Source organism: Acidaminobacter sp. JC074 (assembly GCF_022496765.1).
Lineage (GTDB): Bacteria > Bacillota > Clostridia > Peptostreptococcales > Acidaminobacteraceae > JABXKX01.
In genome coordinates, this window is record NZ_VANV01000012.1 from 94231 (window position 1) to 106278 (window position 12048).

The 12048-nt window shown below is 35.0% G+C and carries 12 protein-coding genes; 11 read left to right on the forward strand and 1 reads right to left on the reverse strand.

The window, feature by feature from the left end; all coding sequences use genetic code 11:
- Window positions 1-54 precede the first annotated feature (54 nt).
- The gene (locus tag EZV73_RS14580; protein WP_240841086.1) at window positions 55-1182 is read right to left on the reverse strand and encodes a hypothetical protein; all 1128 of its coding nucleotides are present in this window, start codon (window positions 1180-1182) and stop codon (window positions 55-57) included.
- 229 nt (window positions 1183-1411) lie between these two features.
- Here EZV73_RS14580 and EZV73_RS14585 point away from each other — a divergent pair, with 229 nt between their 5' ends.
- The 11 genes from EZV73_RS14585 to EZV73_RS14635 are packed head-to-tail and all read left to right on the forward strand — an operon-like array spanning window position 1412 to window position 12048.
- A complete protein-coding gene (locus tag EZV73_RS14585) occupies window positions 1412-2257 on the forward strand; it encodes a shikimate dehydrogenase (protein ID WP_240841088.1) in 846 nt (281 codons plus the stop codon).
- 12 nt (window positions 2258-2269) lie between these two features.
- Window positions 2270-3961, forward strand: a complete 1692-nt coding sequence (locus EZV73_RS14590) for a GspE/PulE family protein (protein WP_330637127.1) — start codon at window positions 2270-2272, stop codon at window positions 3959-3961.
- A 2-nt stretch (window positions 3962-3963) separates the two neighbouring features.
- A complete protein-coding gene (locus tag EZV73_RS14595) occupies window positions 3964-5016 on the forward strand; it encodes a type IV pilus twitching motility protein PilT (protein WP_240841090.1) in 1053 nt (350 codons plus the stop codon).
- A gap of 11 nt (window positions 5017-5027) precedes the next feature.
- Window positions 5028-6239, forward strand: coding sequence for a type II secretion system F family protein (locus EZV73_RS14600; RefSeq protein ID WP_240841092.1), 1212 nt, complete (start codon window positions 5028-5030; stop codon window positions 6237-6239).
- Window positions 6240-6295: 56 nt separating this feature from the next.
- A complete protein-coding gene (locus EZV73_RS14605) occupies window positions 6296-6751 on the forward strand; it encodes a prepilin-type N-terminal cleavage/methylation domain-containing protein (RefSeq protein ID WP_240841094.1) in 456 nt (151 codons plus the stop codon).
- Between the two features lie 13 nt (window positions 6752-6764).
- Window positions 6765-7511, forward strand: a complete 747-nt coding sequence (locus EZV73_RS14610) for an A24 family peptidase (protein ID WP_240841095.1) — start codon at window positions 6765-6767, stop codon at window positions 7509-7511.
- Between the two features lie 8 nt (window positions 7512-7519).
- Window positions 7520-8068: a type II secretion system protein J gene (locus tag EZV73_RS14615; protein ID WP_240841098.1), complete on the forward strand. Its 549-nt coding sequence runs from the start codon at window positions 7520-7522 to the stop codon at window positions 8066-8068.
- 12 nt (window positions 8069-8080) lie between these two features.
- On the forward strand, window positions 8081-9229 hold the full coding sequence (pilM, locus tag EZV73_RS14620) for a pilus assembly protein PilM (protein ID WP_240841100.1): 1149 nt from the start codon (window positions 8081-8083) through the stop codon (window positions 9227-9229).
- A complete protein-coding gene (locus tag EZV73_RS14625) occupies window positions 9226-9840 on the forward strand; it encodes a DUF3256 family protein (protein WP_240841101.1) in 615 nt (204 codons plus the stop codon). Before pilM ends, EZV73_RS14625 begins: the two co-directional genes overlap by 4 nt.
- Window positions 9840-11120 carry a type II secretion system protein GspM gene (gene gspM, locus EZV73_RS14630; RefSeq protein ID WP_240841102.1) on the forward strand — a complete coding sequence of 427 codons (1281 nt, stop codon included), beginning with the start codon at window positions 9840-9842 and terminating at the stop codon, window positions 11118-11120. The genes EZV73_RS14625 and gspM overlap by 1 nt, the downstream gene beginning before the upstream one ends.
- Before the next feature lies 1 nt (window position 11121).
- A complete protein-coding gene (locus tag EZV73_RS14635) occupies window positions 11122-12048 on the forward strand; it encodes a Tfp pilus assembly protein FimT/FimU (protein ID WP_240841103.1) in 927 nt (308 codons plus the stop codon).

Below are 12048 nucleotides of genomic sequence, written 5' to 3' on the forward strand. Positions count from 1 at the left end.
TAAAAGATGGCTACATATCTCTGATATGGCCATCTTTTTATATTATAAATTCGATTATTCCAGTTTGTTAAGGCTGGCATAGATAGTTTTGACACCTATATACCAGTTTTCATCTTCAGAGTATTTATTGTTTAAGAACTCAATAAGGTCCACGTCTTCAGGTCTGTTTCGAAGTGCTGTATCAATGGTATTTAAACATATTTGAGTGGCGTCTTCAAAATTGGTATTGTAGTCTTGCCATGAACCAAATACATTGTATGGGTTATTAATTATTTCATCTGCATACTCATGATCTTTTGGCACATAAGACTGTTCTTGTCCAATAATGGCTATTAAAAGATATGGGTTTACATAATGTTTTTTTGACAACCTAGTGATGGTTGTTAAGTAATCATCCTCAACAAGCTTTGAATTTTTCTCATTTAGATATTCGTAAACTGCTTTAAGATTCATATCTTTATAAAAGTATTCATCAGGTATGATCTTGATATCAACCTTATCCATTTGGTCAATGTATTCACCTGCCACAAGTTCAAGGTCTGCATGATAGGCTTCTGGCTCTATAAAGTCCATAACATGGTGGTCATGGGTATCCATAACAAACAAGCTGTATAAAAGAATAGCCAGTAAAATGACAATGGGTATGATGATGGCTCTTTTGGTTGGCTTATATTTATAAATAACATCATCATAGGATGGTTCTTTACTTGGTCTTTCATATGTTCTTTCAGGTGGTTCATAAGTCGTCGCTGCTGTTTTGACGATTTTACCAGATGAGTTGATCTTATAAGATTTGATATACTGGGTTAATGATTCTTCTTCATATGTAAACTCCGTGTTTAAATCAAGCCACCTCATCAGACGAGCCTTTGTATGATCGTCATCGTCATCAAAGTTTGTCAGTGTTGTAAAGACGTGGCCGTAGTTGATATGGTCACTTGTTGGGTTTGGAATGACCATAAAAGAATTCACAATGAGAAGTCTACGGATGGATTCTTTATCCGCTTCATTGACGCCAACGAGGGAGTTATCAATCTGTTCGTTTATTTTTTTAGCAAGTTCTCTCGCACGCTCTTTTGAGGGTTTATCATAAAAGAGCATGTTAATTTCATATTTCATACGTCTAACAATTAAATCGTTGATGACGATTTTATCGTTCAAAGATCTGATGAGTTCGTTCATGTCACCTCGTTAATACTTTTTTAATATTTTTACTCAAAGTTTTATATAAATATAGTATTCGCATATTTTTTCATGTATAATTATGTGTAAGCTAGTGTTCACTAAAGCTATTTTAACTTATATTTTCTCATAAAGCAAAATTAGTTTTATAAAAAAGTTTATAGAAAGTATTAACAAATAGAGTAATTTAATATATAATAATATACGGTTGTTTACGAGGTTGAAAAAAATGATAAACGGGAAGACTAAAACAGTGTGCTTACTGGGTTCACCAGTGGAGCATTCTTTCTCTCCGATGATGCACAATGCATCATTTCAGAAGCTTGGTATAAACGCAAAGTATCTTGCTTTTGATGTTCATCCAAGTTCAATAGAACAAGCTGTAGAAGGGGTGAGAGCCTTCGGTTTCTTGGGATGTAATGTGACTATCCCACATAAAGAAGCTGTCATGCAGCACTTAGACGAAATTGATCCTAAAGCCGAGCGCATTGGGGCTGTTAACACAGTTGTCAATGAAAATGGTAGACTCAAGGGATACAACACAGACGTCGATGGTTTTATTGAATCCTTTAAAACATTTCATTATGATTTTAAAAACAAAAAAATAGCGGTTCTTGGAACAGGCGGTGCTTCAAAAGCAGTGGTTGTTGGTTTGCTTTATCAAGGTGTAGGAGAAATTCACATTTTTTCAAGATCTTATGATAAGTCATCTTCTTTTTGTGATAGAATTGATAACTCCTTAAAAGCCATGACTTATGACCAATTAGATGAAACTTTTCCTTATGATGTTGTTGTAAACACCACGCCAGTGGGTATGCATCCTAATGAAGGTAAGTCTGTTATCCATGTAGAGAACTTAGGTCATAAAGAAACCATTTTCTATGATCTGATCTACAATCCACTAGAAACCGAATTTTTACGTCAAGGACGTGAATCTGGTAGAAGAACGCTTAATGGTTTGGATATGCTTATTTACCAAGGCATCTATGCCTTAAGGTATTGGGTAGACTTTGATCACTCTAAGTGGACAAGAGACGATGTTATAGAAGTTTTAAAAGCCAGTCATATCATATAGAAGGGGAACTCAATGAAGATGAGAAACACGCTGCGTTTAGGAGACTTACTCGTAAATGCAGGAAAAATCAAAGAAGATCAACTGGAATTTGCCTTACAGGTACAAAAGGATAAGAAGAGAAAACTTGGCGAGACCCTTATTGAGTTAGACTTCGTATCTGAAAGAGATATCATTGAAGTACTAGAATTCCAACTTGGTATCCCTCAAGTCGATTTAGAAAAGTATTACATAGAACCAGACGTACCCAATCTTGTGTCGGAATCTTTTGCTAGAACCAATCTTCTGATTCCAATTAAGAGAGATGGTATGAGACTGGCTGTAGGCATGGTAGACCCACTGAACATCTTAGTCATCAATGACCTTGAAATAATTACAGGACTTGAAGTAGAACCTAAGATTGCTACAGAAAAAGATATTAGAAATGCCATCGACCAATTTTATTCTAGACGTTCAGCAGAAGAAGCTGCTGAGGAGTTTACAAAAGAATACAAGTTGGAACAAGATGATATTGATAAAGAACTCTTAAAAGAGATCAACAAAGCACCGGTTGTAAGACTGGTTAATACCATCATTGTACAGGCGGCTCAATCGAGAGCTTCCGATATTCACATCGAACCACATGATGACTATTTAAGAATAAGATTCAGAGTTGATGGTGATTTACAAGAGGTTATGAAACCAGCCAAGCAAACACATGGTGCCATTGTTACTAGGATCAAGATTATGGCCAAACTGGATATCGCCGAAAGACGTATTCCTCAAGATGGTCGTATCGAGATAAATGTTAAAGGTAGAGACTTGGATCTTCGTGTTTCGACCATACCAACGATTCATGGTGAGAAGGTTGTTATCCGTTTGCAGGATAGAACCACTTTCCTAAAGCCAATCGATGAGTTAGGTCTAAACGATGTTAACCAACATGCATTTGAAGAAATCATTAAGGCAAGAAACGGTATTGTACTTGTTACTGGACCGACAGGTTCAGGTAAGTCAACGTCTTTATATGCCATGTTAAATGAACTCAATGACTTCAAACGTAATGTCATGACTGTTGAAGACCCGGTTGAGTACCGTATGGATGGTATTACACAGTCTCAAGTAAACCCTAAGGCAGGATTTTCATTTCCTGAAGGTTTAAGATCCATGTTACGTCAGGACCCTGATGTTATTATGGTTGGTGAGATTCGTGATACCGAAACAGCTGAAATTGCCGTAAGAGCTGCCATTACTGGTCACGTTGTTTTGTCTACACTACATACCAATAATGCTATTGCAACAATTAACAGACTTGTAGATATGGGTATTAAGCCTTATCTAGTATCTTCATCAATTGTGGCAATCATTTCTCAGTTGTTAGTTAAGAAAATATGTCCATCATGTAAGGTGCCTTATATACCATCTCAGGCTGAGCTTGAAATGGCGGGTCTTAAAAATCTGGATTTAAATGTAGAGTTCTACAAAGGGGCAGGTTGTCCACACTGTAAGCAAACTGGTTACAGGGGTAGAACACCGATCTTTGAAATTTTACAGTTTGATTCTGATATTAGACAAATGGTTACAGATGGGAAGTCATCAAACGAGATCAAAAGATTTTTATCAAGTCAAGGTATTCGTACTTTGCAAGATTCTTGTCTAGAGCTTGTTTTAAAGGGTGACACAACAGTAGACGAACTTATGAGAATTTCATACACATTGGAGGCGTAATTATGTCAATAGTAGAACTTCTAAAAATGGCGCATAGAAACAAGGCATCAGATGTACACATTACAGTAGGGGTTCCACCAGTTATCAGGGTTAATGGTAAGTTGATTCATGTAGATAATGTGGACAACTTAATGCCAGAAGACACTGAAAAAATTGCTTATGAACTTTTAACTGAAAAGCAAATAGCGGTTTTAAAGGATAAAGGAGAAATTGACTTTTCATATGCTATCAGTGGCGTAGGACGTTTCAGAGTAAACGTATACTCACAACGTGGATCGTATTCAGTAGCTATCAGACCGATTCCACTTGATATTCCTAGTGCACAGGAATTAGGATTGCCAGATATTTTAACACAACTGGCGGATAGAAAAAGAGGTTTAATATTGGTTACAGGTCCTACAGGTTCAGGTAAATCGACAACCTTAGCGACCATGATTGACCATATTAACGAAACAAGACGTTGTCATGTACTTACCTTAGAAGATCCAATAGAGTATTTACATAGACATAAGTCTAGTATCATCAACCAAAGGGAGATTGGTTATGATACAGGATCGTACAATACGGCTTTAAGAGCTGCTTTAAGACAGGATCCAGATGTTATTCTTATCGGTGAGATGAGAGACTTAGAAACCATTTCTATAGCAGTTACTGCTGCTGAAACAGGTCACTTAGTACTAGCAACGCTTCATACGATTGGTGCAGTATCTACAGTAGATAGAGTTATCGACGTATTCCCAGCTGAACAACAACAGCAAGTTAGAGTTCAGTTAGGTTCAGTACTTCAAGGAGTTATTTCACAGCAACTTGTAAGACGTGCTGATGGTTCAGGAAGAATCGGTGCCTTTGAAATAATGATCTGTAATCAAGCGGTTAGAAACCTGATTAGAGAAGGTAAGTCACATCAATTAATGTCTTCGATCCAAACAGGAAGAAAGATTGGTATGATGTCAATGGACACATCTTTAGTGGAATTATATAAGAAAGGTTATATCACTGTAGATGAGGCTATGGCTCATTCCGTAGATAAGACGTTTATCAAGCGTCTGTTGTAAAGGATTAGAATTTGGCTATTTATACTTACGAAGGGAAAGACTACAATGGTAGAAAAGTTAAAGGAGAACTGGATGTAGACTCTAAGTCACAAGCAGTCTCTGAACTTAGAAAACAGGGTATTTTTCCTATAAAAGTACAGTCTAAAGAGGAAACGAGTAAAGAAATCAATCTTTCCTTCGGACGTAAAAAAGTAAAAAATAGAGAACTGATTATCTTCTGTAGACAGTTTGCTGCTACACTAGATGCCGGTATCTCTATCATAGAAAGTCTAGATATCCTTAGGCAACAGACTGAAAATAAAATGCTCAAAGAAGCGCTTGATGATGTCTACAATGAAGTGCAAAAGGGTTTAGCACTTTCAGTTGCAATGAAGAGTCATCCCAAAGCATTCCCAACTATGCTAGTAAACATGGTAGCAGCAGGTGAATTCTCTGGTGCACTATCAGACATCCTACACAGAATGACAGAACATTATGAAAAAGAAGATAGGATTAGTGCAAAAATTAAGAGTGCAACAATTTATCCAAGAATACTTGCTGGAGTTACTATTATTGTAGTTACAATACTTTTGATTTTCGTATTGCCAAACTTTGGTCAAATGTTTGCTGATATGGGTGCAGAACTACCTGGTATAACTCAGCTACTCATGAATTTTGGTTCTACAGTTACTACTTATTGGTATGTTCCAGTGGGAATATGTGTTTTGATATACCTGTTCTATAGAAGATTGAATTCTACAGTAGAAGGGAGAATAGCTTGGGATAAATGGAAGCTTGGACTGCCAATATTTGGCCAGCTTACAAGAAAAGTTGCTACGTCTAGATTTTCAAGAACGCTAGGTGCAATGCTTAAATCAGGGATTCCGATTATAGAAGCTATGGAACAAGTGATTCAAGTTATAGGTAATAAGTATGTAGAAAGCGAATTGATTGGAACGTTAGAAAACATAAAAAGAGGTGAAGGTATCGCTAATCCATTAAGCTCGATTAACATTTTTCCACCTATGCTTATTTCGATGATCAGGATTGGAGAAGAAACTGGAACTATAGATGAACTTTTATTGAAAACATCTGAGTTTTATGATGACGAAGTAGAAAGAGCATCAACTAATATGGTTCAAGCATTAAACCCATTGATTCTATTAGTAATGGTTGCTTTTATCTTACCGGTGTTAATTGCAATAGCTTTACCTATGTTTGATATGTATAACCATATGGTGTAGATAACTGTAGGTTTTCATATATAGTCAACTCATGTTAGAGAAGAAGGAGAGATAGTATGATTAAAAAGATTCAAAAAAACATGAACAAGAAAGGTTTTACTTTAGTAGAACTAATTATCGTTTTAGCAGTAATGGCAATATTAGCAGCTATTGTTATTCCAAGGATGTCAGGTGTTACAGATTCGTTCAAGATTAGATCTGATGAAAGAGTTGCTGCTTCAATTGCTAGAGAGATACAGGTGATGGTCCAAACTGGTGTGATTGATGACTTGGGTGCTTCTGACACAAGTTCAGTTGTAACTACAGATTACACTTCTAGAGATAATTATATAGCTCCAGAAATTCAATCAACAACTTTGGCTGAGGATGCATTGATTATTACCTTATTCTCAGATTATGATATTAATGGTGATGGTGATAAGGATGATACAGATGAGGACAAAAAACATATTGAAGTTAAATTTGGTGATGATATTACAAGTGTATTAAAATATACTGGTGAAATTAACTAAGAGTAGGTTGCGTTTGATAGTCATATATTTTATATTAGGTTTATTATTAGGTAGTTTTTATAATGTATGTATCTATCGTCTTCCTGTTGGGAAGTCGGTGGTGACGCCTCGATCATCTTGTGGTGCTTGTGGACATGTGTTGGGTGGTTTAGATATGATCCCAGTTTTGTCGTACTTTATTTTTGGTCGTAAGTGTCGTCATTGCGGAGCTTCTTATAGTGCTAGATATGCGCTGGTCGAGTTATTGACTGGCGCTCTATTCGCTATAACCTATGTGGTGTTTGGTTATACGTGGATGTCTTTAGTAGGAATTATATTATCATCAATAGTTATAATTGTTACATTTATAGATATTGATCATCATATAATTTTAGACAGATTTACTGTCTTTGGGATTATTTTAGCTATAGGATATCACTTATTTATTAGTGATGTATCATGGTTAAATGTTTTATTAGGATTTCTAATCGGTGGAGGTATACTTTTTATTATTGCCATGATAGGAACTATGGGTGGTGGTGATATAAAAATTATGTCTGCTTTTGGTATGCTTTTAGGTTTTCCTAAAGTCTTTATGGCATACTATTTATCTTTTGTTATAGGTGCAATTGTTTTATTACCGATTGTAATCTATCAAAAGAAAAAATATGGAGAATACAAGTCGCTTGTACCTTTTGGACCATTCTTATGTATAGGTACTTGGGTTACATTCTATTTTGGTGATGTTTTGTATAATTTTTATCTGTCAGTTTTATTGTAGGTGATGCTATGAAGTTTTTCAAAAATAAATATGGTTTCACCTTAGTCGAGATGATTATTGTAATTTCTGTTGCAGCAATCGTTTTAACTCCTTTTGGCATGTTGATGACTGCTGGTTTGCGAAATGAAGTTGCTATTCAACGAACAATAGATGCTGATCAGACAACTCAACAGACTTTTATAGTTCTGAATGAGAAGATTCGTAAAGAGGGTTTTTCAGCTGTAGAAGATTTAGGTACACATCTTGCACAAGCTAATGTACTTAGAGTAGATGACAAGATATTCTTTTTAAATTCAAATGGTTATGTTTATCAAGATTATAACGACACTGTATTACAAACGACCACAGAGGTTGTCTTAAATGAGTTTGTCTTATCTGCTATTCCTTCTATGATTACATATGAAGATATATTAGATCGAGATGCGATTGAAAAGACGGGTTATACGACAGAGCAATTGAATGAGATTATAAGTTTAGAGATAGAGTTTGGGATTGATACGAATAATGACAATGTAATAGATGATACATATACTTACATTTATTCGAAGAGAAATTGATAGGGGGAAGTAATGCCAAAGAGAATTGGTTTGGAGATTGGTACTGCTAAGACTAAATTAGTTGTCGGCAATGCCAGTAAAAGTGAATTTAGGTTATCAGGCTATGAAGTCTTTGATACATTAGATGGCGTCTATACTATTGATGAAGACATTGATTTACTACGCATGGAACTGCCTATCAAAGAAGCGATGGGTAGGTTAAATGTTAAAAATGGCGAACTATATGTAACGATTAATAATGAAAAAGTTATTATTCGTACACGTGAATTACCGCGTGTTGGCCCTAAAGAGATGCTTGATATTGTACGTTTTGAAGCAGAATCCTTTTTACCTTATGACATCGATGCTTTTTACATTGATTACAAGGTACTTGATGAAGTGGATGAAAAAGAAATCGGTGAAACTGATGACAAGCAGGTTTTCTTTAATGTCATGATCATAGCTGCTCCGAAAGATGTTGTAGACCAATATATAGAACTTGCTTCAAGACTTAAGTTGAAGTTAAAAATAGTAACTGTTTATACAGAAGCTGTAACAAAATTCTTTAACAAGCATTACTTGGAAGATAAAAAGAACACTCTGTTCGTAGATATAGGTAATAAATATACTAATATGACAATGTTTGAAGGTAATCACTACTTCGCAAACATTAAAACAGAACGTGGTATCAATGGTATGTATGAACGATTAGTAGATCACCATGGATTTAATGAACATGATGTTAAGTATTACATGTACAATTATACCGGTGAGTTAGGTGAACCTATAAAGAGAGAAGAAGAGGAACATGTATCTTTAGAAGAGGATTCATCTTTAAAAGACTTACAGATGAAACTTCAGTCTATTCAAAAGGCCAATACCAATCTTTCTGAATCCGATACAGACTTATTGAGTCTTCGTAATAGAGAATACGACAGTATTATCAATGAAGTTAACAGAATGGTTGAGTTTTTTAAGACTCGTAAGTACGGTACTTTTGTTGACCAAATATTTGTATTTGGTGGTGGTGCATACTTGTCAGATTTTGCGGAAATAGTAAATGAATCATTAGGTGTACCTTGTGAAGTATTGCCAAATAAGGGGTACGCAGGTTCAATAGATAAAGAGAGTTATGAATTGATGATACCATCAATTGGGGCATGTATAGGAGGCAAATCTTGAAACTAGGAAAATCTAAAGTTTATAGTTTGAAAGATTATAAGCAGAGAGAAGTAAACTTACTGCCTCCTGATTTTCACCGTGGGGCTAGAATCAAAGCTGGTATATTAATGTTTGTTGCATTATGTATTGTAGCTGTAGGTGCATTTGCATTCTATGAATATACAGTAATTCGCGATACGAAAGCTTTAGAAGAAGAAACAATTATCAAAAAAGCTGCAATTGCAAAAAACCAGAATACAATTAGTAAGCAGAATATCATTATGTCATTGGATACAAGAATTGCTTTAAAAGAATTCTTGTTGGACTATGTATTCACTGCAAATAGATCATTGAGTGAAATGATTGATTTGTTTGAGTCTAAACTAAATGGAGAAGTGTATCTGACTTCTTTGACAGCAGATTCATCTACGAGCCTAACAGTTAGTGCATCTGCACTTTCGCATGAGGCTGTGTCATATACTATTAATCAATTGAAATTACTATCTTTTGAAGATGGTACAAAATATTTTGATACTGTTACTACAAATGGTATTGTTAGAAATGAAGATGAAGATGGTAATGTTACTTATCTCTTCCAACTTGAATGTAAATTTGGTGGAGGTGTTGAGTAATGAAATTATCTACTCGTGAAAAGAACATGATCATTGTTTTTGGTATCGCCTTAATTTGTGTTGCTATTTATTTCTTTGTTGTAGAGCCAATTCATGTAGAATACAAGACTGTAAAGGCAGAATACGATACTGTAGAGTCTCAATATAGAATTGTAAAAACGCAAGTAAAAGACGATAATGAGATGGAAGCTATCATGGCAGATTATAGAGATCGTCTAGCTAGGTTAAATGCAAAACTTCCTTCACAAGTTTATTTAGAAAAAATCATTGATGATATGTACAACCATTTTGGTTCATATGAGATCGTCATGGATGCTGTAACGTTCAATTTGGTTGAGAGTGAACAAGTTGAAGTAGAGTCAATTGAGAGTCAAGATGGTTTAGCAGTTGAAAACTTAAGACCTGTAATGTCTGTTGAAGAAATAATGGAATCATATGAAGCAGAAGAAGATTTATCAGGTGTGGTAGTACTCAATGAAGAAACTATAGCATATGATTATTCTCAACTTGGCTACATGAATGTAAATATGTCTTTTACAGCTAATTATAATATCTTTAAAGATGCATTATCATCACTAGCATTGTTGGATTCTACTGTTATTCCAACAAACTTGTCATTATCAAAGTCTGAATATGATGATGAAGCTAGAAATCCGGATGATAATCAAGTCTTCGTTGCATTATCTGTTGCTATACCATTTTATTATGATAATGAAGAAAAAGAAGATATATTCTTTGATTATGAGTTTGAGCCTGAAAAAGACTTTGAAGAGCATGGTCCATTTGAGTATGTATCAGTTACTAATTCAACAAGAGGTTCATCATCGTCAAGTTCTGATTATAGACCAGCGAGCACTGTGACTTCAGTTAATGCTGATTTTACAGTTTCGATAAGAAATTCATCTTCTGATCTAGCTGCTCAATCTTTGACTTACAGTAACATTCCAGGCTCTAAACTTGAGTTGGACTCAAATAGAAATGAAAAATATATCATGGATATCACTGAATCGGGTTCTAGTTTATCATTTAAGTATTCTAATGATAATGCGACGTACCCAAGTGGATCTGCTTATGAAGTATTATCTCCAAAGGGAGATAACATTGTCGTAAAGGTAAACTCGTCTGTTAGAAGTAATCTAGATGATGATTCGGGACTAACTTTAGTTCTAAACAATAGATCTTCTAGAAAAGTGATGATCTATGTTTCTGATGATGATCCAAATAATCCTAGATTTAACATCATTGTTAACGCAGGAGCCTTTGAAGTAATAAGGAATTAGAATGAAAAATAAGAAGGGTTACACACTTGTTGAATTGATCATTACGCTGGCAGTTATCAGCATAATGATCGTTCCTATTTTCAATTCATTTATAGAAGCTAATCGCGTTAATCTTCGTTCGAGACGACAGATTAGCGCTGCTTATCTTGCGCAGAACACCTTAGAAGAACTTAAAGGAATGCCAAGATATGATTTTACTAAGATGGATACGAATGCAGGTGATTCTATAGGTGTTTATGATGCTGCATGGAGTGAAACTAGAACAGAAACAGTAGACAATGGTGGTACAACTTTTACAGTTGTCACTGAAATGAGAAACATTACTAGAGAAAACATTGATTTAGATAATGATGGTTCAGGTGATGTTATTGTAGGTGTTACAGTCGACAACAGATCGACAAGTTATCTGACTAAAGAAAGAGATTATAATGCAAAGGTATTTATAAACTCTGATCAAGCTGATGTGACTTATAGGACCCAAAATGTTGCCGGTTCAACTTATCAGGACAGTGATGATACTGTTTATTTACTTTTTACTAGTACAGATGATTCATTAAGTCATATAAGACCAGTTGATGAAAGTTTGGTAACCATTCCTGGTATGGAAAGTAAGAACATTACAACTACAGGCTTTGGCGATGATGATATGATTGTTCTAAATATTGAAGGATATGAGTCGCTTGCATCGAACTATACGTTTCATATTATTAATAGGTCTAACTGGACCATAGATGCAAAGCCTTATACGGATAATGACCACATTATAATAAAGTCGCATAGAGATTCAACAAATAACGTTTATATAGGAAACTCTTTTCCAGTAGCAATTGGGACACCATCTTCGGTAAAACATTACTTTGAAATTGTAGTGACTGTTTCTAGAAATGGTGAAGAGTTTGAAAGAATAGAAGCTATAATAGGGAAGTGA

Excerpts from the sequence above, each read along its gene's own strand:
- EZV73_RS14605 (WP_240841094.1), top strand. The coding sequence starts at position 6,296 with ATGATTAAAAAGATTCAAAAAAACATGAACAAGAAAGGTTTTACTTTA.
- pilM (WP_240841100.1), top strand. The coding sequence starts at position 8,081 with ATGCCAAAGAGAATTGGTTTGGAGATTGGTACTGCTAAGACTAAATTA.
- EZV73_RS14590 (WP_330637127.1), top strand. The coding sequence starts at position 2,270 with ATGAAGATGAGAAACACGCTGCGTTTAGGAGACTTACTCGTAAATGCA.
- EZV73_RS14595 (WP_240841090.1), top strand. The coding sequence starts at position 3,964 with ATGTCAATAGTAGAACTTCTAAAAATGGCGCATAGAAACAAGGCATCA.
- EZV73_RS14585 (WP_240841088.1), top strand. The coding sequence starts at position 1,412 with ATGATAAACGGGAAGACTAAAACAGTGTGCTTACTGGGTTCACCAGTG.
- gspM (WP_240841102.1), top strand. The coding sequence starts at position 9,840 with ATGAAATTATCTACTCGTGAAAAGAACATGATCATTGTTTTTGGTATC.
- EZV73_RS14635 (WP_240841103.1), top strand. The coding sequence starts at position 11,122 with ATGAAAAATAAGAAGGGTTACACACTTGTTGAATTGATCATTACGCTG.
- EZV73_RS14615 (WP_240841098.1), top strand. The coding sequence starts at position 7,520 with ATGAAGTTTTTCAAAAATAAATATGGTTTCACCTTAGTCGAGATGATT.
- EZV73_RS14580 (WP_240841086.1), bottom strand. The coding sequence starts at position 1,182 with ATGAACGAACTCATCAGATCTTTGAACGATAAAATCGTCATCAACGAT.